We start from the raw sequence: 22,820 nt of genomic DNA on the forward strand, positions 1-22,820 counted from the left end.
CTGCGTCACGGGCGGAGCGCTGACCCGTGGCGGAGCGTGAGGATGTGTGCGGGTTGTACGTGCGGGTCGAGGCGCACGTAGTTCGCCTGCCCCCAGCGGTACGACTCGCCCGACAGTTGGTCGTCCACGACGAAGTCGGCATGCCAGTCGAGACCGAGGGCGGGCATGTCGAGCCGGACCGTCGCCTCATGGGTGTTGTATGGATCCAGGTTGACGACGGCCAGTACGACATCGCCTAGTCCGTGCCGTCGTGAGGCCGTGTCATAGGCGCCGGGCAGCCGCTTCGAGAAGCAGATCACGTCCGGCTGGTCGACGTTGTGAAACCGTAGGTTACGCAATTCCTGGAGCGCCGGGTGCGCTCTTCTCAACAAATTGAGCTGGGTAATGAACGGGGCAAGGCTGCGGCCCTCACGCTCCGCCGCCGCCCAGTCACGCGGACGGTACTGGTACTTCTCGCTGTCGAGATACTCCTCACTGCCCGGGCGGACCGGGACGTTCTCGGCCAGCTCGTATCCGGAGTAGACGCCCCAGGTGGGGGCCGTCAGCGCGGCCAGCACCGCCCGGATCCTGAACGCCGGCACGCCGCCGTGCTGGAGGTACTCGTGCAGGATGTCGGGCGTGTTGACGAACAGGTTCGGCCGCAGGAAGTGCGAGGTCTCGTGGGACAGCTCCCACAGGTACTCCTCGAACTCCTGCTTGTGGTTGCGCCAGGTGAAGTACGTGTAGGACTGGTGGAAGCCGACCTTGCCGAGGGTCCGCATCATGGCGGGACGGGTGAACGCCTCGGCCAGGAACAGCACGTCGGGGTCGGTCGCGTTGATGTCGGAGATCAGCCGCTCCCAGAACCGCACCGGCTTGGTGTGCGGGTTGTCCACCCGGAAGATCCGCACGCCGTGGTCCATCCAGTGCCGGACGACCCGCCTGACCTCCGCGTAGATCCCCTCGGGGTCCTTGTCGAAGTTCAGGGGGTAGATGTCCTGGTACTTCTTCGGCGGGTTCTCCGCGTACGCGATCGTGCCGTCGGCCCGGATGTTGAACCACTCCGGGTGCTCCTTGACCCACGGGTGGTCGGGGGAGCACTGCAGCGCGAGGTCGAGGGCGATCTCCATGCCCAGCTCGCGGGCCTTCGCGACGAACTCGTCGAAGTCCTCGATCGTGCCGAGATCGGGGTGGATCGCGTCGTGGCCGCCCTGCTCCGAGCCGATGGCCCACGGCGATCCGGGGTCGTACTGGTCGGGCGTCAACGTGTTGTTGCGGCCCTTGCGGAACTGCGCGCCGATGGGGTGGATCGGTGGCAGGTAGACCACGTCGAAGCCCATCTGGGCGATCGCCGGGAGCCGCCTGGCCGCCGTCCCGAACGTCCCCGACTTGGGGGCGACGCCCTCCTGCCCCACCACGGCCCCCTCCGAGCGGGGGAAGAACTCGTACCACGAGCCGAACAGCGCCCGCCGCCGGTCCACCCGCACGCGCTGGCGCCCGGAACGGGTGAGCAGGTCGCGCAGCGGATGCGCGGCGATCAGCTCCGCGGTCTCCGGCAGTTGCGTGACCGCGAAGCGCGCCCGGGGGTCCACCGCGTCGTCCCGCAGGCGGGCCGCCAGGGCCAGCAGCGCGGCCCGGTGCCCGCAGGTGCCGCCCGCCTCCGCCGCCACCCGGCAGTCCGTGGCCCGCACGCCCTTGGCCGCCCGCTCGAACAGCCGGGCGCCCTCCTCGCACATGAGGTCGGCGTCCAGGTTGCGGGGGATCTTGATGCCCGCGTCGTGCGTCCACGTGGCGATCGGGTCGCTCCAGGCCTCCACCCGGAACTGCCACAGCCCTTCGGTGGGCAGCGACACCTCGACGCTCCACCGGTCGGTGCCCGGCCCGGCCTCGCGCATGGGCAGCATCCGGCCCGGCGCGCCGTCCGGGTCGATCAGCACGACGCCGGCGGCGACCGCGTCGTGCCCCTCGCGGAACACCGTCGCGCTGATCTCGAAGGTCTCTCCCGCGGCGGCCTTCGCGGGCCACTGGCCGCAGTCGACGACGGGCTGGATGTCCTGGATGGGAATTCGTCCGATCATCGTCACTTCGTACTCGGGGGCGGCACACCGGGTACCGCCGGCAGGCGGGCAGCACGACAGAAGGGACCCGTAGACCGGAGTCCCACCTCGCTCTTACAGGGGTTGCCCTAATAGTCCACTCTTACCCCTGCCGAACGAAAGAGCGCTCGCCGTGTTTGGCGCGACGACGCCTGGAGATCGATCACTGGTGCCGGGCTAGATCGTCCGGCATGGACATCACCAGGTCAAGGGTACTTTGGTGAGGTTTGAACCTGCATGCTGGGGGTGAAAGCGTTCAACGAAGAACTCGATCCGCAGTACGACAGGTATGTTTTCGGTCGCGCGTCGTGGCGCTGAGTAACTAGGGTCTGACCTCGTGAGAGCTATCCGCAGGTTCACTGTCCGAACCGTTCTTCCCTCGCAGCTCGCACCTCTGGGTGAGCTGGTCCAGAACCTCCGCTGGTCGTGGCACCCCGAGACCATGGACCTGTTCGCGGAGGTGGATCCCGAGGTCTGGGAGCGTGTCGACCACGACCCCGTCGCGCTGCTCGGCGCGGTCGAGGCCGACAGGCTGCGCGTGCTCGCCCAGGATCGGCGCTTCCTGCGCCGCCTGGCCGACGCCGCCGACGACCTGCGGGAGTACATGACCGCCCCCCGCTGGTACCAGTCGCTGGAGGCCGCCCCCAAGGCGATCGGCTACTTCTCGCCCGAGTACGGCATCGCCGCCGCGCTGCCGCAGTACTCCGGCGGCCTCGGGATCCTCGCCGGCGACCACCTCAAGGCCGCCAGCGACCTCGGTGTGCCGATCCTCGGCGTCGGTCTCCTCTACCGGCACGGGTACTTCACCCAGTCGCTGTCGGCGGAGGGCTGGCAGCTTGAGCACTACCCCTCCCTCGACCCCGGCGGCCTGCCGCTCACGCTCCTGAAGGAGCAGGACGGGGCGCCGGCGCGCGTCGCGATCAGCCTCGCGGGCGGGCGCACCCTGCACGCCCAGGTCTGGGTGGCCCAGGTGGGCCGGGTGCCGCTGCTGCTGCTCGACTCCGACGTCGCCGAGAACGACGCGGTCGCCCGGGACGTGACCGACCGCCTGTACGGCGGGGGCGGCGACCACCGGCTGATGCAGGAACTGCTGCTCGGCATCGGCGGCGTGCGGGCCATCCGGGCCTACTGCCGGATCACCGGGCACCCCGAGCCCGAGGTGTTCCACACCAACGAGGGGCACGCGGGATTCCTCGGCCTGGAGCGCATCCGCGAGCTCACCGAGGCCCGGCTGTCGTTCGAGGAGGCGCTGGAGGCCGTACGGGCCGGGACGGTGTTCACCACGCACACGCCGGTGCCCGCGGGCATCGACCGGTTCCCCGCCGAGATGATCGCCCGCCAGTTCGGCGGCTCGAACGCCTGGCCGACGGTGTCGGTCGACCGGATCCTGGAGCTCGGCGCCGAGCCCGAGGGGCCCGAGTCCGACCCCGCGGTGTTCAACATGGCCGTCATGGGCATGCGGCTGGCCCAGCGCGTCAACGGCGTGTCCGAGCTGCACGGCAAGGTCAGCCAGGAGATGTTCCAGGGGCTGTGGCCGGGCTTCGACGTCGACGAGGTGCCGATCGGCTCGATCACCAACGGCGTCCACGCCCCGACGTGGGTGGGCCGGGAGATGATGGAGCTCGCCGGCAAGGAGCTGCCGTCGCTGATCGACAAGGCGCAGGGCTGGGAGGGCGTGCACAAGCTCTCCGACGCCGACATCTGGGGCATCCGGGGCACGCTCCGGGCCCGCCTGGTGGAGGAGGCGCGCCGGCGGCTGCGGAAGTCGTGGCGCCAGCGCGGGGCCACCGAGGCCGAGCTGACCTGGGTGGACGAGGCGCTCGACCCGGACGTGCTGACGATCGGCTTCGCCCGGCGGGTGCCCTCCTACAAGCGGCTCACCCTCATGCTCAACCAGCCCGACCGGCTCCGCAGGCTGCTGCTCGATCCGGACAAGCCAGTCCAGATCGTCATCGCCGGCAAGGCGCACCCCGCCGACGAGGGCGGCAAGAAGCTGATCCAGCAGATCGTGCGCTTCGCCGACTCCGAGGACGTGCGGCACCGCATCGTCTTCCTGCCCGACTACGACATGGCGCTCGGGCAGCTCATGGTCACCGGGTCGGACGTGTGGATGAACAACCCGCTGCGCCCGCTGGAGGCGTGCGGCACGTCCGGCATGAAGGCGGCGCTCAACGGCGGCCTCAACCTGTCCATCCGCGACGGATGGTGGGACGAGTGGTACGACGGCACCAACGGCTGGGCCGTCCCCAGCGCCGACGGGGTGGACGACCCCGAGCGGCGGGACGAGCTGGAGGCCACGGCGCTGTACGACCTCGTCGAGCGCGAGGTGGCCGACCGGTTCTACGACCGGGCCGCCGACGGCCTGCCGCGGCGCTGGCTGGAAATGGTCAAGCACACGCTCAGCTCGCTCGGGCCGAAGGTCCTCGCCGGCCGGATGCTCCACGACTATGTCACCGACCTCTACACCCCGGCCGCGGCCGGCGCCCGCGTGCTCGCGGCGGACGGCTACGACAACGCCCGGCTGTTCGCCGCCTGGAAGCTGCGCGTGGTCAAGGCGTGGCCGGGTGTGCGGGTCGAGCACGTGGAGGCGACCGGCGTGGGAGACACCCCCGAGCTGGGGGCCCAGCTGGAGCTGCGGGCCACGATCGCCCTCGGCGAGCTGTCCGCGGAGGACGTGCGGGTCGAGGCGGCGTACGGCCGCGTGGGGGCGCACGACGAACTGCTCGCGCCCTGCTACGTGACGCTCAAGGCCGACTCGGTGGGCGACGACGGCCGGGCGCACTACACCGGCGCCGTGCCGCTGGACCGCACCGGCGCGTTCGGCTACTCGGTGCGGGTGGTCCCGTCCCACCCGCTGATGGCGTCCCCGGCGGAGCTGGGCCTGGTCGCCGTACCGGAGGAGCCGGTCGGGATGACCAACGGCACCCTGCGTTAGACCCCTGCGCCTAGGCGCGGGTCGTCCCCCCTCATCCTGCTTTCGCCGCAGGTGAGGGGGGTAGACCCGCACCATGGCACAGGCGCTGCACATCGGAATGGTCGCGCCGCCGTGGTACGACGTCCCGCCCCGGGCGTACGGCGGCATCGAGACGGTCGTGCACGGGCTGGTCCAGGGTTTACGGCGGCAGGGCCACCGGGTGACCGTGATCGGGGCCGGCCGGACCGTGGACCTGCGGACTTACGACGAGCCGCCCTCGGCGCGCATCGGCGACCCCTTCCCCGAGGTGGTGCACGCGGCCGGCGCGGCCCGCCTGCTGCGGAGCCTGGACGTGGACGTCGTCCACGACCACTCGCTGGCCGGGCCGCTCACCGCCGCCGCCCGGTTCGTGCCGACGATCGTCACCTGCCACAACGACGTGGGGGGTGAGCTCGGCGACTACTACCGCGGGCTCGGGCCGGACGTGGCGCTGGTGGCCATCTCCGCCGCCCAGCGCGCCTGCGCGCCCGACCTCAACTGGGTGGGGCGGGTGCACAACGCGGTGGACGCCGCGGCGTGGCCGTTCCGGGAGCGCAAGGACGACTGGGTCCTGTGGCTGGGGCGGATGAGCCCAGACAAGGGCGCGCACCTCGCGGTCGAGGCGGCGCGCGCGGTGGGCCGCCGCATCCTGCTGGTCGGCCGGCAGGCCGAGCCGGGGGAGCTCGCCTACTTCCGCCGGCGGGTGTCGCCGCTGCTCGGCCCGGGCGCCGAATACCTGGGGGAGGCGGACGGCGCCCTCAAGAGCGAGCTGTTCTCGCGGGCCCGGTGCCTGGTGCTCCCGCTGCTGTGGGACGAGCCGTTCGGCATGGTGATGATCGAGGCGATGGCCTGCGGCACGCCGGTGGTGGCGCTGCGCCGGGGCGCGGTCCCGGAGATCGTGGTGGACGGGGTGACCGGGTTCGTCCGCGACACGCCGGCCGAACTGCCGGCCGCGATCGAGGCGGTCTCCGCGCTGGACCCGCACGCGGTGCGCGCCCGCGTCGACCGGCACTTCGACCTGCCCGTCATGGTGCAGGGATACGAGCAGGTGTACCGCAAGGTGCTGGCGCAGGCGGCCGGCGCTCCCCGGCAGCCCCTCCCGCTCGGACGCTGATCTCCGTCCCGGGTGGAGGGTCTTAGGGTGAGGCTCATGGGTGAAGGTGAATTCGTCAGGGTCGAGACCTCCGGGCACGTCGCCACGATCCGGCTCGACAGGCCGAAGATGAACGCGCTGAACCGGCAGGTCCAGGAGGAGATCGCGGAGGCCGCGCGGCTCGTGGACGCCGATCCGGACGCGCACGCGGTCGTCCTGTACGGCGGTGAGCGCGTCTTCGCCGCCGGGGCCGACGTCAAGGAGATGGCGGTCATGTCCTACGCCGAGATGGCCGTGCACTCGCGTGCGCTGCAGGACTGCTTCACCGCCGTCGCCCGGATCGGCAAGCCCGTCATCGCGGCGATCACCGGCTACGCCCTGGGCGGCGGCTGCGAACTCGCGCTGTGCGCGGACCTCCGGGTGGCGGGCGAGAGCGCGAAGCTGGGCCAGCCGGAGATCAACCTGGGGATCATCCCGGGCGCGGGGGGCACCCAGCGCCTGCCCCGGCTCGTCGGCCCGGCCAGGGCGAAGGACCTGATCTTCACCGGGCGGCACGTGTCCGCCGCGGAGGCGCTCGCCATCGGGCTGGTGGACCGGGTGGTCCCCGACGAGGAGGTCTATCCGGCGGCGCTCGAACTCGCCGCGACGTTCGCCGGGGGGCCGGCCGCCGCGATCCGGGCGGCCAAGCTGGCCGTCGACCACGGCCTGGAGACCGACCTGGACACCGGCCTGGAGATCGAGCGGCTCCAGTTCTCCGGTCTGTTCGCCACCGAGGACGCCAGGGAGGGGATGACGGCCTTCGCCGAGAAACGCCGTCCCACCTTCACCGGCCGCTGAGACCGCCTCCGGAGTTGAGCCGAGATCGCTCCAAAATGCCGCTATCGTGGCGGTTCATGATGCGGTTGCGAGTCCTGACCCCGTCGCGGTTGCGCCGGGCGCTGCTGTCCCGGCTCGATTCGCGGTACGTCACCAAACCCGACCACCGACAGGACCTCAAGGACGCCCTGTGGGAGGTGCAGATGCTCCGCCGGGAGGTCGTGGCGCTGCGCGACGAGATCGACCGGCTGCGGCGGGGGAACGCGGCGCCGGCCAGGGCGGCCGTCGACCCGAAGGCGGCCGAGGCGCACCGCCTCGCGACCGAGACCGCCGAGGCGGTCGACACGCTGCTGCAGAACGAGATGCGCATCTGGCAGGCGATCGACGACCTGTCGGCGCGCGTGGGCGACTCCGGGCGCGTGGGGTAGCCGGTCATGCGGGTGAAGTGGACGCGTGACGAGGGCGTGTGGCGGCTGGTCTTCCTGCTCGACCCCGAGGACGGGACCACGGGGGCCTGCACCGACGGCACCCCGGTCGAACTGCGGACGAACTCCTGTCACGTCCACACGGGAGCCGGTGGCGGGTCCCCCCACCCCGACCTGCTCGCGCTGTCCGCCTGGACGGTCGTCGCCCCGTGGACCCGCCGCCGGGTGACCTTCGACCGGCCGATCTCCCCGGGACTCGCCGAGGCGCTGCGTACGGGATGGGGGGTGGACGCCGGGCCGGTGGGAGAGGACGCCAGGAGCGGCGCCCGCCTGGCCATCTCCTACAGCGGCGGCGCCGACTCGATGGCCGTGGCCGCGATGTTCCCCGACGCGCCTTTCGTCCACTTCCAGCGGGTGAGCCACCCACGCGTGCCGAACCGGTGGACGCACTACCGCGCCGAGGTGCTCGCGGATCTCGCCCGGCGCACCGGCCGGGAGCTCCACATCGTCCCGTCGGACCTGGAGTTCCTGCTCAGCCGCCCCCGGCCCGGCTACCCGGAGCACCACGCCGTCACCGTGGGGGCGCTGCTCCTCGCCGACGACCTGGATCTTGGCGGCGTCGCCCTGGGCTACGAGATGGGGTCGCGATGGCTCGACAGCGGCCGGCAGGCCGACCGCTTCGCATCGGACAACCCCATGTGGGCGACGCACGGGCCGTGGGGCCGGCTGTACGCCGCCGCCGGGCTTCCGCTGGTGCTCCCGGTGGGCGGGGTGAGCGAGCCCGTGACCATGCGCATGGCGCTGGGCTCCGACCTCGCGCATCTGGTGCGCTGGTGTCTGCGTGGTGACATGTCAGGACCATGCCAGAAGTGCGGCAAGTGCCTGCGTAAGGAGCTGATCCTCGCCGCCGTCGAGGGCCGCCCGCTCAAGACGACACTCACCGCCGCGTCGGTCCCCGCCCGCGTCTGGCAGCAGCCGCCGCCGTACCCTGGCCAGGAGACGATCGAGTACGGCTGCGCGCGGGTGCCGGGCATCGAGACCACGCCGTTCGCCACGGCGGCGGAGCATCTCCGGGCGACGGTGGAGTCCACCCGCTGGATGGACCGCTGCTATCCCCCCGCGATCGACGAGACGCCGGAGCCCTGGCGCGGGGAGATCGGCGCCTACATGCGGGAGCACATCGGGCTCATGACCGCGGACGAGCAGCGCCAGGTGGAGGCATGGACGGCGGTATGAAGATCTACCTCTCGGTGGACATGGAGGGGGTCACCGGCCTCACCGACCCCGAGGAGATGCACCACGGCGGCCGGGGCTACGAGCGCGGCTGCGAGCTGATGACGGGGGACGCCAACGCGGTCGTCCAGGGCGCCTTCGACGCCGGCGCCGCGTCCGTGCTGGTGAACGACGCGCACGGGTCCACCAAGAACCTCAGGATCGACCTGCTGGACGAGCGGGCCACCCTCATCAGAGGGCCGGGCAAACCGCACCGCATGGGGCAGGGCCTCGTCGCCGGCATGGACGCCGCCTGTCTCGCCGGCTACCACGCCCGCGCGGGGGTGGCGCACGGCGTGCTCAACCACACCTGGATGGGCAAGGAGATCCAGAACGTCTACCTGAACGGCGAGATCTGCGGCGAGACCCGGCTCGTCGCCGGGTTCGCGGGGTCGATGGGCGTGCCGGTCGCGCTCGTCGCCGGCGACGAGGCGGTCTGCGAGGAGGCGCGGGAACTGCTCGGCGACGTCGAGACCGTCGCGGTGAAGAAGGGCGTGGACAGGTTCTCCGCCGAGCTGCTGCCCCCGGCCGTCGCCTGGCGGCGGATCCGCGAGGGCACGGCGCGGGCCCTCGGCCGGCTGGCCGACTTCCGGCCCTACGTGGTCGAGCCGCCGTACACCCTGGGCGTGGAGTGGAACTCCACCGCCATCGCGGCCGCCTGCGCGATCATCCCCGGCGTGCGGCTCGCGGACCCCCGGCACACCGAGTTCGGCACCGGCGACTACCACGAGATCATGGCCCTGTTCGGGCTCTTCTCCATGATCGGCGGGCAGGTCGCCTGCGGCAGCGGCCGGTACGGCTGACGCCCGGCCCTCCCGGCGCCCGACACCCGCAACCCCAACTGCACCTGCGCGGTCAAGGAGGACCGAATGCCACTCGACTGGGTTCCCGTCTCCGAGCGGCCGGATCTGCTCGCCGATCCGGTGGCCAAGGCCGTCGCCTCGCTCGGCGTGCCGCCGCGGGTCGCCGAGATCGACCCCGGCCTCTCCGACACCGCGGCCTTCTGCGAGCGGTACGGCGTGGCGATGGAGGACTCGGCCAACTGCGTCGTCGTGAGCGCCAGGCGCGGCGGGGAGACGAGGTACGCGGCCGTCATGGTGCTCGCCACGATGCGGGCGGACGTCAACGGGGTCGTACGCCGTCACCTGGACGCCAGGAAGGCGTCCTTCGCCCCGCAGGCGGAGGCCGTCGAACTGACCGGCATGGAGTACGGCGGCATCACCCCGATCGGACTGCCCGACGGCTGGCCGGTGCTCGTTGACGAAAACGTGACCCGGCGGCCGTTCGTCGTGATCGGCAGCGGTGTACGCCGCTCCAAGCTGGCGCTTTCCGGCGAGGCGCTGGTCGCGGCGACCCGGGGCGAGGTCCTCGCGCTCACCATGTGATCGCCCGCCCGGAAACCGTTCGTGTCCTTTCTCCGTTGTGCTGAGCGGAGATGTGGCGCGATGGTTCACTCATGGGCGTTCTTTTAGTCGGTATGGTGCTAAGGCGATGAATCAAGACGACCGACTCGGCCCGTACCGGCTGCTCCGGCGGCTCGGTGAGGGTGGCATGGGGGTGGTCCACCTCGCCCTGGACCCGCAGGGCCGGCAGGTGGCGGTCAAGGTCCTGCGCCCGGAGGTGGCGGGGGACGACGTGGCGCGCAGGCGGCTGTCGCGCGAGGTCGAGACCATGCGCAGGGTGCGCGGACGGCACATCGCGGAGGTCGTCGACGCCGACGTCACCGGCCGCCGGCCGTACATCGTCACGCGGTACGTGCCCGGACGGGCGCTGGACGAGATCGTCAAGAAGGACGGCCCGCTGCCCCTCGACGGTGTGCTCAAGATCGCCATGGGGGTGGCCGAGGCGCTCGCCGCCGTCCACGCCGCGGGGGTCATCCACCGCGACCTGAAGCCGGGCAACGTGCTGATGCTGGACGGCCAGCCGGTTCTCATCGACTTCGGCATCGCCCAGGCGGTGGACGCCACCCGGCTCACCCAGACCGGGATGTTCATCGGCACGCCCGGCTACCTCGCCCCGGAGATCATCGAGGGCCACGAGGCCGGGCCGCAGGTCGACGTGCACGCCTGGGCCGGCACCGTGCTGTACGCCGCGACCGGCCAGCCGCCGTTCGGCAAGGGCACGCTGGAGATGATCTTCTTCAACATCACCTCCGGCCGGGCCAACGTGGACGCCGCTCCGGCGCCGATCCAGCCGGTGCTGCGCGCCGCGTTCAACCGCGATCCGGCCAGACGGCCGACGTCGGCCGAGCTGGTGCGGCAGATCGGCCGGTTGATGCCGCAGGGCGCGGGGGGCAGGCCGCGGGTGCCCGACGAGATCATGACGGTGCCCAACGTCGACGACACCGGCGGCCAGCGGATGCCCGACTTCGGCGGCCGGCCGCCGGTGCGGCCACAGGCGACCGGGCCGGCGGTGACGCCGCCGGTCGCGCCCGTGGCGACGCCGCCGGTCACGCCGTCCCGCCCCGCCGACCGGGCGGAGGAGTTCGTCTCCCTGCTGCGGGACACGCCCGTGGCGGGTCAGGGCGGCGATCCCTTCCCGACCGTGCGGGTCACCGGGGAGGACCTGCGGAAGGCGGGTCTCGGGGCGCCGGCGGAGGGCGACATCCCCACCCGGATGCCCCCGCACCGACCCGGCCCGCACCCCGGCACCGGCCCTGGCACAGGCGCCGGTACAGGCGCCGGTACAGGCCCAGGCACAGGAGCCGGCGCGGGCCGGTCGGCCACGGGGCCCGACGAGTGGCCCACGCCGATGCTGCGGCCGGAGGGGGACGTCCCCACCCGGCGGGTCACCTCCGAGGAGGTGCGCCAGGCCGTCACCGGCGGGACGGCCCTGCCGCACGACCCGGCGCCGCCACGCCAGGCCCCGCGCGAGGCGGGCTCGCCCGGGCCGGGGCACCGGGACGTCGCGGCCCGCGACCAGGCCCTCTTCGGGCACGCGCCCGAGATCTACGAGCAGACGCCGCACATCCACCAGCACTATCCGCCCCAGCAGAACCTCGACCGGCAGAACGCCCACCAGCAGAATCCGGTGGCGTACATGCCGACGGTCCGGGTGCCGCCGCCGACCGTGCCGCCGTTCCCGCCCGGCGGGCTGCTCCAGCGTTCCAGGGCGTACGGCGTGGCGAGCGCGCTGCTGCTCGTCGTGATGACGAGCCTCGCGGTCGTCGCGCCGATGCTGGTCTGCCTGGTGGCCGTGCCGGTCGCGGTGCTGCTCCGCGCCGCCGACCTCGACCAGGCGCACCTGAACACGCGCCGCGCGGCGGGCGCCGCGGCCACGGACGTGCTGCGGGTGCTGGGCCGGCCGGCGGCGCTCGTCAGGTCCGCCGGGATCACGCTGGCGCTCGTGCCGTACGCGCTGGTCCTGGGGCTGGCCGTGACGCTGGCGCTCACCGTGCTCGTGGGGTCGGCGCCCCTGCTCGCCGCGCTGAGCTGGGGTGTCGCGGTGGCGCTGTGGACGTTGTGCGCCGGGCCGGGGGTGACCGGCCCGAGCCGGCAGATGCGGCGCACCCTCGCCTCACTCGCCCCCGGCGACGGCGCGGCGCAGGGGCTCGCCTGGGGGATCGGCGCGGTCGCGGTGCTCACGGCGGCGATCGCGCTCGCCGCCCTCATGGGTAAACAAACAGCAGGGCACTTCTGGGGCCCTATCGACGTTCTGTCAGTACTTGATCGGCTCAGGGACCTGCGGAACCAGGCGGGGTATGGGTGACGGGGGACGAGATGTCGGCTACTGAGGCTCCCGAGAGGATCGGCCCCTACCGGCTGCTGCGGCAGCTCGGCGAGGGCGGCATGGGGGTGGTCCACCTCGGCCTGGACGCGGAGGGGCGCGAGGTCGCGGTCAAGGTCCTGCACCCGCACGTCGCCTCCGATCTCAAGGCCCGCGACCGGCTCACCCGCGAGGTCGAGACCATGCGGCGGGTGCGCAGCAGGCGCGTCGCCGAGGTCCTCGACGCCGACCTGACCGGCGCCGCGCCGTACATCGTCACGCGGTACGCCCCCGGGCGGACCCTGGAGCAGACCGTGCTGGAGGACGGCCCGCTCCGGGGGGACGCCGTGGTCCGGCTCGCCCGCGGCCTGTGCGAGGCCCTGGTCGCCATCCACGCGGCCGACGTGATCCACCGCGACCTCAAGCCGGCCAACGTCATGCTGGTGGACGGCGAGCCGCTGGTGATCGACTTCGGCATCGCCCATCTCGTCAACGCGACGCGGCTCACCCAGACCGGGATGTTCGTCGGCACGCCCGGCTACCTCGCCCCCGAGATCATCCGGGACACCCAGATCACCCAGGCGGCCGACGTGCACGCGCTGGCGGCCACGGTGTTCTTCGGCGTCACCGGCAAGCCGCCGTTCGGCTCGGGCACGTTCGAGTCGGTCTGCTACAACATCCTCGAGGGCAAGGCCCAGGTGGATCTCGCGCCGGTCTGGCTGCGCGGCTGGCTCCGCCTCGCGCTGGCGTCCGACGCCGCGTCGCGTCCCACCGCCGCGTCGCTGCTGCGGCTCACCCGGTCGCTCGACCCCACGGTCACCGTGTTGCGGGAGACGCCGCAGGACGGCGGGACGAGGGTCCTCGACGGCACCCGTCTGCTCGACGAGACGACGGCCCCCGGCAGCGGCCACGGCAGCGGCAACGGAGGCCGGACCAGCATGCTGCCGTCGGACGACGACAGCTACTCCGACCTGCTGCCGCCGGTGAACTACGTGGCGCCGGAGCGGCCCTTCCGGGAGCCCCGGGCGCCGAAGCAGCGCCGCCCGGTGTCCGCGCCGCCTCCGGCGCACCCGCAGGCCCCGCCGTACGGCCAGGGGGGCCCGCCCCCGCCGCCGTACCAGCCGGCGGTCTTCCAGCCGCACACCGACCAGCGGGTGGCGGGCTATCCCGAGCCGCAGGTCGCGCGGCCGCCGGCCCCGGAACCGGCCGCGCCGTACCCGCCGGAGCCCCCGCGGGCTCCCTACCGCGCGCGGCATCCGGTGCTCGCGGCCCTGCTGCTGGCCACGCTCGTGGCGCTGGCCTGCCTGCTGCCGGTGGTGGTGAGCCTGCTCGCCGCCGTGGCGGCGCTGTGCCTGCGGGTGGGGCAGTACCTGCTCGGCGACCTCGCCGACCGCCGGGCCGCGCGGGGCAGCAGCGGCGCCGACCCGCTCCTCGCGGTGCTCGGCACGCCGTGGGCGCTGATCCGGGCCGGTCTGGCCACGGTGGTACAGGTGCCGCTGGCCGTGATGTTCGCCATGTGCTGCTGGGGCGGTTTCCACTACCTGGGCGGAGTGCGTCCCGACCCCGCCGCGGCCTACGCGGCCGGCGCCTTCGTCGCCGGGCTGTTCCTCCTGCCCGGCGGCAAGGCCCCGCGCAGGGCCGTGGCCCGTACGCTCACCGCGGTGATCCGCAGCCCGGGCGCGGGCATGATCGTCACGATCGTGGTCGGCATGGTCGCGCTGTTCGCGGTCATGACGGCGCTGTCCGCGGACGCCTCCTGGGTCCCCTGGCGGCCGCCGTCGGTGGCGATCGACAAAATCGTCGGGGATCTCCAACGGAAGGGTGAGGACACCGTCGTCAACCTGATCGGCGGCGTCGTGGGCGACATCATGGACCGCATCGGCCTGGGCTTCCTGACCTTCTGGACCTGATCCCCGCCCCGACGAGCGAAGCGGGAGACGCAATGGGCACGACGGAAGAGATCGGTCCTTATCGCTTGATCTCCACGCTCGGGTCGGGAGGGTTCGGGGAGGTCCATCTCGCGCTCGACGCCGACGGGCGCACGGTCGCCGTCAAGATCCTGCATCCCCATGTCGCCTCCGACGCGTTCGCGATCACCCGTCTGGCGCGCGAGGTGGAGACCATGCGCCGGGTGCGCGGGCGGCACGTCGCCGAGGTGCTCGACGCCTCGCTGTCGGGGGAGCGGCCCTACATCGTCACCCGGTACGTGCAGGGCAGGCCGCTCAGCACGGTGGTGGCGAAGGACGGGCCGGTCACCGGCGCGGCCCTGCTGCGGCTGGCGCTGGGGCTGGCCGAGGCGCTGGAGTCGATCCACGCGGCCGGGGTCGTCCACCGCGACCTCAAGCCGGCCAACGTGATCGTCTCCGACGGCGAGCCGTACGTGATCGACTTCGGCATCGCCTGCGCGCTGGAGTCGGCGTCGGTGACCGCGTCGGGTGCGGTGGTGGGGACGCCCGGCTATCTGGCCCCGGAGGTGCTGGAGGGCCGGGACGCCGGGCCGGAGGCCGACGTGTTCGCCTGGGGGGCGACGGTGGCCTTCGCCGCGTCCGGGCGGCAGCCGTACGGGACGGGGCCCGCGGCGGCCGTCGCCTATCGGGTGGTGCACCGGGAGCCCGACCTGTCGGGCGTGCCGTCGTGGCTCGTCCCGCTGGTGGAGCGGTGCCTGAGCGGCGATCCGGCCGCCCGTCCGGAGACGGCCGGGCTGGCCGGCCGCCTGAACGAGGCCGCGCCGATGGCGGACGGTTTCGAGCCCTCGCGGCGGGCCCTCTCCGAGGCGTCCACCCGCGAGTGGCGGCCGGGTGATCGGCGGCCCGACCGGAGTGCGAAGCGGGCGGAGGTGGACGACCCGCGGGCCGCGCGCCGGGAGAAGCTGCACCGCCGCTGGGTCGTGGGCTCCGCGGTGGTCGTGGGCCTGTTCGCCGCCGCCGCGCGGGCGAACCTCCCGGAGGTGTCGCTTCTCCTGCTGGTCCTCTACGGCATCGCCCTGGTGGCCGACGCGGGGTTCGTGCTGCTGGCCCGGTCGCGGCGGCGCAGGCTCGTGGTGGACGCCGCCGGCGGTGCGGGCGCCGTCGGGGTCTGGGCGCTGCTCAGCACGCTGTTCAGCACCACGACGTTGCTCATGGCCGTCGGCACCGTGGTGTTCATCCTCGTCATGCTCGTGTTCGCGAGCTGAACCCCGCTGCCGCCCTTCCCGTCCCGGGACGCGACCGAGATCCTTGATGTCCCGCCTCGCGCGAGGACGTCGATCCCGGTCCGACCGTCACGTGCACGGTGACCTGCGCAGGACGCGCCGCTAACGCCCGGCAAACGATGCGCTGACGTCACCTCTGCCATCTTCTGCGCGGAGGGGAGGAGACGCGGTGGAGCGGTGGGACGAGGAACTGGCGGACCTGGGCGGGCGCGTACGGCACTGGCCCGCCGGTGCGGTGCTGTTCCGCGAGGGCGATGGGGCGGACCAGGTGCTGGTGCTGCGGTCGGGCAGGGTGAAGGTCACCTGCTCGACCATGGCCGGGACCGAGGTCCTGCTGTGGATCCTCGGGCCGGGAGAACTGCTGGGGGAGTTGTCGGCGCTGGGAGAACGGGAGCGGCCCGTGTCGGCCGCCGCGCTCGAACCGGTGACGGTGCTGTCCCTGCCCGCGTTGTCGTTCGCCGCCTACCTGCGGGCCCGCCCCCAGGTCATGAGCTCCCTGGTACGCCTGCTCGGCCGGAGATTACGCGAGAGCGAGGAGAAGCTGGTCGAGTTCCACTCGGTCGACACGCTCGGCCGGGTGACCAGACGGCTGGTGGAGCTCGCCGACCGGTACGGCGCGCGGTGCCCCGCCGGGTTGAGGATCACCCTGCCGCTCTCGCAGGAGGAACTGGCGGGCTGGACCGGCTCGTCCCGGATCGCGACGGCGAAGGCACTGCGCGTACTTCGCGATCACGGCTGGATCGAGACCGGCCGCCGGGAGATCGTCATCCGGAACGTCGACGCCCTGCGGCGCCGCTCAGGACACCGCCTCCCGGTGCGACCACCGGTGTTCAGCGACGCCGGATGACCGGCGCGGTGCCCAGGCGGGCGTGGATCCGGGCGGCCTCCTCCGTCTCGCCCAGGACTTCGAGCGACCTGGCCTCGTCGAAGGCGATGCCCAGTCGCCGAGCGGCCGCCAGAGCGCGTCCGGCGGCCAGCCGGGCCCTCGGCCGCCGTCCGGTCACCTCGTGCGTCAGCGCCGTCGCCCAGCCCATGCGGGGCGCCGCCGACGGGGTACGGCGAGCCAGCCGGGACATGTGGCGCGCCACTTCACGCACGGCCGGGTCGTCCGCCTCCAGCGCCCACAGCACCTCGGCCAGCCCCGCCCACGCCTCCAGGGTGCCCCTGAGCGGCATGTCCGGCCGGTCCGCCGTACGCAGCGCGTCGTCCAGCGCCAGGCGGGCGGCGGGCACGTCGTCGCCGAGCAGGTGGAACCGGGCCCGTGCCACGCCGAGCCGCAGCCGCTGGATCGCCGGGATCTTGGCGCCGGCCCGGGCGAAGTGGTCCTCGCCGAGTACCGGCAACGCCAGTGTCGCCTCCTCGGCGGCCTTCAGGACCGCGCTCACGTCTGCGGGGTCGCCGTCGACGAGCCGCAGCAGCGCCTCCGCCTGCCCGGTCAGCCCCCAGTAACCGGACACGGTCTCGCCCATCCGCGTAACCGACGTCTCGGCCACCGCCGCCATCAGCTGCGCGGCCGCCGCGTAGCACCCTCGCTGGATCTCCAGATCGGCGAGGAGCCCGAGGCAGTGCTCCGCGAGCCGGGGATCGGCGGGGTGCCGGCGGGCCAGCGTGAGGACCCGGTGCGCGGCGGCGAACCGCCCTTCCGTGATGAGCCGCAGCCCGCGCGCGAGACGGGCACGGGAGACCGCCACCGGGTCCGGCACCGTGGCGATCTGCTCGTCGGCGAGGCGGCCGTAGCGCCGGGCCACCGCCTCGGACCCGGCGAGGGCGGCCACGACGGCGACGTTCGCATACGCCTCGCCGCGTTCTACCGGGCCGCCCGCCCGCTCCGCCGCGTCGAGGTGGCGCACCACGCTGAGCAGCATCGTGCCCTGCTCCTGCCGGTGATAGCCGAGTTCGGCGAGGACGGACAGGGTGCGCGCGGCCTCGGCGGCGAGTTCGCGCGCCGGCCCCGTCCGGGCGCGTCCGCTGAGGGGAGTGGTGCGGCGGATCACCTGGCGTGCCAGCCCCCCGGCCACCGCACTCGCCTTCTCGGCCCAGGTCGACGGCAGCGGCCGGTCCGCGATCGCCAGCGCCCTCCTTAAGGCCGTCAGGCTCTCCGCGCCGCGCTCGAACTGGAAGTGCGCCAACCCCGCCAGCCGGTGCCACCGTGCCGACGCCGCCCGGTCCTCCGGCCGTACGGCCGCGATCATGTCGTGGGCCACGGACAGCGCTTCGGCGTAGCAGTGCCTGCGCAGGCACAGCGTCCAGTAGCTCTCCGCGAAGGCCGCCCGGTCCTGATCGGCCGGCCCGTGGACCGCGTGCCGCCAGGCCTGCCGGACGTCGTCGATCTCAGGCTCGATCTCGCCGAGCACGGCCGTGTCGGCGTAATCGCGAAGCCGGCCCGCCCGCTCTCGGAGAAACCGGGCGTACCAGGCGGCGTGGCGAGCCCGGGGTGACTCGTCGGCGAGGTGCGCGACCGCGTACTGCCGCACGAGCTCGTGGACGCGGTGTCGGCCGTCCTGGTCGCGGCGCACCAGTGAGTGATCGATGAGCCTCGCGACGACCACGGCGGTGGTGCCCGCGACCTCGATCCCGGCGGCGAGCGTGAAACCGCCGGCGAACACCGAGACGGCCGCCAGCGCCCGCTGCTCGACGGCGGTGAGGAGGCGCCAGGAGGTGTCGAAGACCTGCTTCATGCTCGCGTGCCGGGTGGTCGCCGCCGGTTGCGGATGCACCAGGAGGTCCGCCGGAGCATGCGCGGCGCGGGCCGCGGGACCGCCCGGGTGGAGATGCTCCGCGATCTCCTCGCAGGTCATCGCCCGGGTCAGCGTCGCGGCCAGCTCGACGGCGAGGGGCAGCCCGCCGACCGCCCGGCAGACGCGGTCGAGCGCGTGTGTGTCGGGAGCGATGGTTGGCACCAGGGCTCTGGCACGTTCCAGCAGCAGCGCCCGCGCCGAGGCGCCGCACAGCGCGGGCACCTCGTGGACGTGCTCGGCGCAGATTCCCATCCTGCGCCGGGAGGTCGCCAGGATCCGTACGGCGGGCGCGGCCGACAGGATCGCCCCGGCCAGCAGCGCCACGCTGGGCAGGTGCTCCAGATTGTCCAGCACCAGGATCAGGTCGCGGTGACGTACGGCGGCGAGCAGCAGATCGCGGGCGGGCCGCGGTGGGGTCAGGTCGACGCCGACGGCCTCCGCCAGCGTCGTCGCGACCACGTCCACCTCGCCGGCCGTCCCGCTGACGGCCGCCACCGCGGTGATGTCGTACGGCTGCGCCGTGGTGTCCTTCGGCCTTACCGACGTGAACGAGACGAACAGCACTTCCTCGTCGAGCCGTTCGGCGACGGCGACGGCCAGCCTCGTCTTGCCCACGCCGCCCGGTCCGGTCAGCGTGAGCAACCGCACCTCCCGGTCGCGCAGCTTCGCGCGGACGTTCTCGATCTCGGCCTCGCGGCCGATCAACCGGGTCAGCGGCCGGGGCAGCCGCCGTGTGGCCGTACCACCCCGCGGACCCTCGCGGAGCGGCGCGGCGGCCTGCGCACCGCGAGCCGGTGAGTGACCGGACGGCCCGCCGAGCGCGATCCGTTGCCGGAGCGCCTGGGTGCGGGGATCGGGTGCGACGCCGAGTTCGCGGTCCAGGCTCCGGCGGCACGCCTCGTACTGCGTCAGGGCGCCCGCCCGGTTGCCCGTGGCCGACAAGACCTCGATGATCAGCCGGTGGGCGCTCTCGTCCAGCCCGTCGACGGCGAGGACCCGGCGCGCCAGCCGTACGGCGCCGTCGCAGTCGCCCCGGTTCCAGGCCGCCCGTGCCCGCTCGCCGAGCGCCTGCGCCGCGGCGTGCCCGGCCTGCCGCCGGCGTCCGGCGACCCAGTCGTCGAAGGCGGGGGCGTCCGCGACCACGAGGTCGTCCAGGAAGCCGCCGTGGTAGTCCGCGGGCACCGAACCGTTCTCGACCAGGTCCGCCCAGTCCAGCGAGTACGGACGGCCGCGGTCGAAGGCGACGTGGGTCCGGTCGACGAGAAGGTGGCTCCCGGCGGCCCGGCGCAGTTCCATCAGGGCGAGCCGGAGGCTTCCGCGTGCGTTCGCCTCCGCGCGATCACCCCACAGAAGCCCGGCGAGGGCCGGTCTCGTCTGCGGTGTGCCCTCCACCGCCAGGTAGAACAGCACGGCCTTCGCCTTCGCCGATCGCACGGGCACGGCGGAGCCGTCCCCGGCTGTCAGAGACGAGGTTTTGAGCACGCGCACCTGCAACTCGTCCATCCGCGACCCCCGTCGGCGTGACCCCGTGCGAGTGGCCCGATGGTATATGCGTTTCAAGGTCACTTATAGGCATTAATGCCGAGAAATGCGTCCAATCCGGGTCGCGGCGAACGGCGGGCGCCGGAATTCTCTCCGGCGCCCGCCAAGGTGGTCGGTGCTGACGACGCGTCAGGACGTGACTTCGTACAGGAGCGTGTACTTCGCGTGATTGCGGAAGTCGAATGTCGCGACGTGGACGTTGCCGTCGGCCTGGGCCGAGGTGACCTGGGCGCTGCCGAGGAAGTCGTCCTGGCCGTTGTCCACCTCGAACAGCTCCATCGTGGCCGTGCCCGTGAAGGTGGCCGACCTCCCGGTCAGGATCGCCGTGTCGCCCTTCTTCATGCTGCCGGGCCCGAACTTGCTGACCCCGTCGATGAACAGCTCCGGCTCGTCCTTGTCGACGTCCTGCTTCTTGTTGCACGTCAGGGAGATCAGCTCGATCGTGTACGTCGTCATGGCCGTCGCGCCCGTCGCGGCCGACGCCGACGCGGCCGGCAGCAGCGTCGTCCCCGCCAGCGCCGCCACGGTGAGCGGAGCCGCCGCCCATCGGAGAATTCTGTTCATCGCCCTTCCTTCCCCCTTCGGGCTCACACCCGGGTGCCTTTTTCGGAACGGCACCCAGTTCACCCGGAGAAGGCGGCGAAGTCTGTTTCGTCCTATACAGAGCGATGATGTATTTCGCTACAGTCCGCCGGTCGGGTACCGTCGCCGGCGGCGCCGCGCAGTGCTGGGGACACAGTTCCTCCGAGATGCGGGGACAGCGCGCGGAGGAACTCGGGGGCGCGCCTACCGCCGTACCTTCCGCTCGCGGGCCCGCACCTGAGGTCCCGGCGACAGGGGCCTCCCCGAGGGCTTCTGGAACATAGTTCGGTAGGGTGGGGTGGGCGTGACCGGGTTCTGGGAATTCCTCGACCGAAGGACGCGGCCGTAAAGACCTGGAGGTTTGCACCTAAGCTACCGATGGGTAACATTGTGCGTGGGGGACCAGGGACATGCTCGACACCCGGGCCACCTGCGCAACCGCGCCCGCGAGCACCTGGCAGTCTTGCAGCACGTGCGCGTACCCCGCGCCACGTACCGAAACCGCGGCGTCAGCCGTACGGAAAGGGGAGGTCGGCCACCGGCCATGAACATCGTCGTCTGCGTGAAGCAGGTCCCCGACACGGCGACCGAGCGCAAGCTGAGGTCCGATGACAAGACGCTCGACCGCGACGCCGCCGACGGCGTCGTCAACGAGCTCGACGAGTACGCGGTCGAGGAGGCGCTGCGGCTCAAGGAGGCCCACGGCGGTGAGGTCACCGTCCTGAGCATGGGCCCGGCCAAGACCACCGAGACCATCCGAAAGGCCCTGGCGATGGGCGCGGACAAGGCGGTCCACCTGCACGACGACGCGCTGCACGGCTCGGACGCCCTGGGCACCTCCTACGCCGTCTCCCAGGCGTTGAAGAAGATCGGCTTCGACCTGGTCATCCTGGGCTCGGAGTCGACCGACGCCCGCACCGGGATGCTCGCCGCGATGCTGGCCGAGCGGCTCGGCGCCCCCCAGCTCACCCTGGCGAGCAAGGTCGAGGTCGAGGGCACCGCCATCCGGGTCGAGCGGATCACCGACTACGGCTACGACAAGGTCGAGGCCTCGCTGCCGGCCGTCGTGTCCGTCGTGGAGAAGATCAACGAGCCGAGGTACCCGTCGTTCAAGGGGATCATGGCCGCCAAGAAGAAGCCGGTCGAGACGCTCGGCATCGCCGACGCGGACATCGCGGCCGACCAGGTGGGCCTCGCCAACTCCTGGAGCGAGGTCGTCGACTTCGCCGCCGCCCCACCCCGGGCCGCGGGCACTGTGATCAAGGACGAGGGTGACGGCGGCGCCAGGGCCGCCGAGTTCCTCGCGTCGAAGAAGTTCATCTGAGGGGCTGCGAGATGAGTGAGATCCTGGTTCTCGTCGACCACGTCGACGGCGACGTCAAGAAGGTCACCTTCGAGCTGCTGACCCTGGCCCGGTCGCTGGGCACACCGGCCGCGGTGTGGGCCGGCCCCGGCTACTCGGACAGCGCGAAGGCCAGGCTCGCCGAGTACGGCGCGGAGAAGATCTACGTGGCGGCGGCCGACGAGATCGGCGACTACGTGGCGGCGCCCAAGGCCGAGGTGCTCGCGCACCTGGTGGCCGAGCGCTCCCCGGCCGCGGTCTTCCTCGCGGCCACCGGTGAGGGCAAGGAGGTCGCGGGTCGGCTCGCGATCAAGACGGACTCCGGTGTGATCGCCGACGCCGTGGGCGTCGGCGAGGGCTTCGTCGCCGAGCAGTCGATCTTCGGCGGCGGCGTCAACGTCCACAGCCGGGTGACCAGGGGCGTTCCGATCATCACCGTCCGGCCGAACAGCACCGCTCCCGTCGCGGCGGCCGGGGCCGGCGCCGAGGAGAAGGTGGAGGTCGCCCTGTCGGACGCCGCCCGCGCCGCGCGGATCGTGGAGCGGGTCGTGCAGGAGAAGGGCGGCCGGCCCGAGCTGACCGAGGCCGCGATCGTGGTCTCCGGCGGCCGGGGCGTGGGCTCGGGCGAGAACTTCGCGATCATCGAGAAGCTCGCCGACTCCCTCGGCGCGGCGGTCGGCGCCTCGCGCGCCGCGACCGACGCCGGGTGGTACCCGCACCAGTTCCAGGTCGGCCAGACCGGCAAGACGGTGTCGCCGCAGCTCTACATCGCGGCCGGCATCTCCGGCGCGATCCAGCACCGGGCCGGCATGCAGACCTCGAAGACGATCGTGGTGATCAACAAGGACGCCGAGGCGCCGCTCTTCGAAGTCGCCGACTACGGCGTGGTGGGCGACCTGTTCCAGATCGTCCCGCAGCTCACCGAGGAGATCGAGAAGCGCAAGTAGCACCCGGACCGGAAGCGGCGCCGCACGGCTGACGCGGCGCCGCTTCCGGCGTTCATGAGGTTGTATGGGGGTAGTGGGGCGATCTCGCTCGAAATCACCGCCATCCCTGGCAATTTGTCTTATACATACGTATGATACAG

At 72.6% G+C, this 22,820-nt stretch carries 16 protein-coding genes; 13 read left to right on the top strand and 3 right to left on the bottom strand.

Annotation, left to right across the window (positions count from 1 at the left end; genetic code table 11):
- Nucleotides 1–5: 5 nt before the first annotated feature.
- The gene (locus HHX33_RS16190) at nt 6–2,057 is read right to left on the bottom strand and encodes an alpha-1,4-glucan--maltose-1-phosphate maltosyltransferase (RefSeq protein WP_182875336.1); all 2,052 of its coding nucleotides are present in this window, start codon (nt 2,055–2,057) and stop codon (nt 6–8) included.
- Nucleotides 2,058–2,412: 355 nt separating this feature from the next.
- Here HHX33_RS16190 and glgP point away from each other — a divergent pair, with 355 nt between their 5' ends.
- The 11 genes from glgP (at nt 2,413) to HHX33_RS16245 (ending at nt 16,376) form a co-directional block, all read left to right on the top strand.
- On the top strand, nt 2,413–5,010 hold the full coding sequence (gene glgP / locus HHX33_RS16195; protein WP_182875337.1) for an alpha-glucan family phosphorylase: 2,598 nt from the start codon (nt 2,413–2,415) through the stop codon (nt 5,008–5,010).
- A gap of 73 nt (nt 5,011–5,083) precedes the next feature.
- On the top strand, nt 5,084–6,142 hold the full coding sequence (locus HHX33_RS16200) for a glycosyltransferase family 4 protein (RefSeq protein ID WP_182875338.1): 1,059 nt from the start codon (nt 5,084–5,086) through the stop codon (nt 6,140–6,142).
- A 36-nt stretch (nt 6,143–6,178) separates the two neighbouring features.
- On the top strand, nt 6,179–6,958 hold the full coding sequence (locus HHX33_RS16205) for an enoyl-CoA hydratase/isomerase family protein (RefSeq protein WP_111698848.1): 780 nt from the start codon (nt 6,179–6,181) through the stop codon (nt 6,956–6,958).
- A gap of 56 nt (nt 6,959–7,014) precedes the next feature.
- Nucleotides 7,015–7,365, top strand: a complete 351-nt coding sequence (locus HHX33_RS16210; RefSeq protein ID WP_259402540.1) for a hypothetical protein — start codon at nt 7,015–7,017, stop codon at nt 7,363–7,365.
- Nucleotides 7,366–7,371: 6 nt separating this feature from the next.
- Entirely contained in the window at nt 7,372–8,598 is a 1,227-nt protein-coding gene (locus HHX33_RS16215) for a DUF6395 domain-containing protein (protein ID WP_182875339.1), read from the top strand.
- Nucleotides 8,595–9,437, top strand: a complete 843-nt coding sequence (locus HHX33_RS16220; protein WP_182875340.1) for a M55 family metallopeptidase — start codon at nt 8,595–8,597, stop codon at nt 9,435–9,437. The genes HHX33_RS16215 and HHX33_RS16220 overlap by 4 nt, the downstream gene beginning before the upstream one ends.
- A 66-nt stretch (nt 9,438–9,503) precedes the next feature.
- A complete protein-coding gene (locus tag HHX33_RS16225; RefSeq protein WP_111698842.1) occupies nt 9,504–10,019 on the top strand; it encodes a YbaK/EbsC family protein in 516 nt (171 codons plus the stop codon).
- 106 nt (nt 10,020–10,125) lie between these two features.
- Complete coding sequence (locus tag HHX33_RS35010) at nt 10,126–12,342, top strand: serine/threonine-protein kinase (protein ID WP_220501865.1); 2,217 nt, start codon at nt 10,126–10,128, stop codon at nt 12,340–12,342.
- A gap of 11 nt (nt 12,343–12,353) precedes the next feature.
- A complete protein-coding gene (locus HHX33_RS16235) occupies nt 12,354–14,249 on the top strand; it encodes a serine/threonine-protein kinase (protein WP_182875341.1) in 1,896 nt (631 codons plus the stop codon).
- 32 nt (nt 14,250–14,281) lie between these two features.
- Entirely contained in the window at nt 14,282–15,511 is a 1,230-nt protein-coding gene (locus HHX33_RS16240; RefSeq protein WP_182875342.1) for a serine/threonine-protein kinase, read from the top strand.
- A gap of 187 nt (nt 15,512–15,698) precedes the next feature.
- The gene (locus HHX33_RS16245) at nt 15,699–16,376 is read left to right on the top strand and encodes a Crp/Fnr family transcriptional regulator (protein ID WP_310741403.1); all 678 of its coding nucleotides are present in this window, start codon (nt 15,699–15,701) and stop codon (nt 16,374–16,376) included.
- On the opposite strand, the gene HHX33_RS16250 is transcribed toward HHX33_RS16245, so the two are convergent.
- Together HHX33_RS16250 and HHX33_RS16255 are read right to left on the bottom strand one after the other, a co-directional pair.
- Nucleotides 16,360–19,770: an ATP-binding protein gene (locus tag HHX33_RS16250; RefSeq protein ID WP_182875343.1), complete on the bottom strand. Its 3,411-nt coding sequence runs from the start codon at nt 19,768–19,770 to the stop codon at nt 16,360–16,362. The two genes, HHX33_RS16245 and HHX33_RS16250, sit on opposite strands and share 17 nt — an antisense overlap.
- Nucleotides 19,771–19,938: 168 nt before the next feature.
- Nucleotides 19,939–20,373 carry a hypothetical protein gene (locus tag HHX33_RS16255; RefSeq protein WP_182875344.1) on the bottom strand — a complete coding sequence of 145 codons (435 nt, stop codon included), beginning with the start codon at nt 20,371–20,373 and terminating at the stop codon, nt 19,939–19,941.
- Nucleotides 20,374–20,935: 562 nt separating this feature from the next.
- Between HHX33_RS16255 and HHX33_RS16260 the strand changes: the two genes are divergently transcribed.
- Nucleotides 20,936–21,715 carry an electron transfer flavoprotein subunit beta/FixA family protein gene (locus tag HHX33_RS16260; RefSeq protein ID WP_111698838.1) on the top strand — a complete coding sequence of 260 codons (780 nt, stop codon included), beginning with the start codon at nt 20,936–20,938 and terminating at the stop codon, nt 21,713–21,715.
- An 11-nt stretch (nt 21,716–21,726) separates the two neighbouring features.
- Nucleotides 21,727–22,680: an electron transfer flavoprotein subunit alpha/FixB family protein gene (locus tag HHX33_RS16265; protein WP_182875345.1), complete on the top strand. Its 954-nt coding sequence runs from the start codon at nt 21,727–21,729 to the stop codon at nt 22,678–22,680.
- Nucleotides 22,681–22,820 lie beyond the last annotated feature (140 nt).

This window comes from Microbispora sp. H10670, from assembly GCF_014161385.1.
In the GTDB taxonomy this organism is placed as follows: Bacteria; Actinomycetota; Actinomycetes; order Streptosporangiales; family Streptosporangiaceae; genus Microbispora; species Microbispora triticiradicis.

Excerpts from the sequence above, each read along its gene's own strand:
- HHX33_RS16250 (WP_182875343.1), bottom strand. The coding sequence starts at position 19,770 with ATGGACGAGTTGCAGGTGCGCGTGCTCAAAACCTCGTCTCTGACAGCC.
- HHX33_RS16235 (WP_182875341.1), top strand. The coding sequence starts at position 12,354 with ATGTCGGCTACTGAGGCTCCCGAGAGGATCGGCCCCTACCGGCTGCTG.
- HHX33_RS16200 (WP_182875338.1), top strand. The coding sequence starts at position 5,084 with ATGGCACAGGCGCTGCACATCGGAATGGTCGCGCCGCCGTGGTACGAC.
- HHX33_RS16255 (WP_182875344.1), bottom strand. The coding sequence starts at position 20,373 with ATGAACAGAATTCTCCGATGGGCGGCGGCTCCGCTCACCGTGGCGGCG.
- HHX33_RS16220 (WP_182875340.1), top strand. The coding sequence starts at position 8,595 with ATGAAGATCTACCTCTCGGTGGACATGGAGGGGGTCACCGGCCTCACC.
- HHX33_RS16205 (WP_111698848.1), top strand. The coding sequence starts at position 6,179 with ATGGGTGAAGGTGAATTCGTCAGGGTCGAGACCTCCGGGCACGTCGCC.
- HHX33_RS16190 (WP_182875336.1), bottom strand. The coding sequence starts at position 2,057 with ATGATCGGACGAATTCCCATCCAGGACATCCAGCCCGTCGTCGACTGC.
- HHX33_RS16225 (WP_111698842.1), top strand. The coding sequence starts at position 9,504 with ATGCCACTCGACTGGGTTCCCGTCTCCGAGCGGCCGGATCTGCTCGCC.
- HHX33_RS16240 (WP_182875342.1), top strand. The coding sequence starts at position 14,282 with ATGGGCACGACGGAAGAGATCGGTCCTTATCGCTTGATCTCCACGCTC.
- HHX33_RS16210 (WP_259402540.1), top strand. The coding sequence starts at position 7,015 with ATGATGCGGTTGCGAGTCCTGACCCCGTCGCGGTTGCGCCGGGCGCTG.
- HHX33_RS35010 (WP_220501865.1), top strand. The coding sequence starts at position 10,126 with ATGAATCAAGACGACCGACTCGGCCCGTACCGGCTGCTCCGGCGGCTC.
- HHX33_RS16215 (WP_182875339.1), top strand. The coding sequence starts at position 7,372 with ATGCGGGTGAAGTGGACGCGTGACGAGGGCGTGTGGCGGCTGGTCTTC.
- HHX33_RS16260 (WP_111698838.1), top strand. The coding sequence starts at position 20,936 with ATGAACATCGTCGTCTGCGTGAAGCAGGTCCCCGACACGGCGACCGAG.
- HHX33_RS16265 (WP_182875345.1), top strand. The coding sequence starts at position 21,727 with ATGAGTGAGATCCTGGTTCTCGTCGACCACGTCGACGGCGACGTCAAG.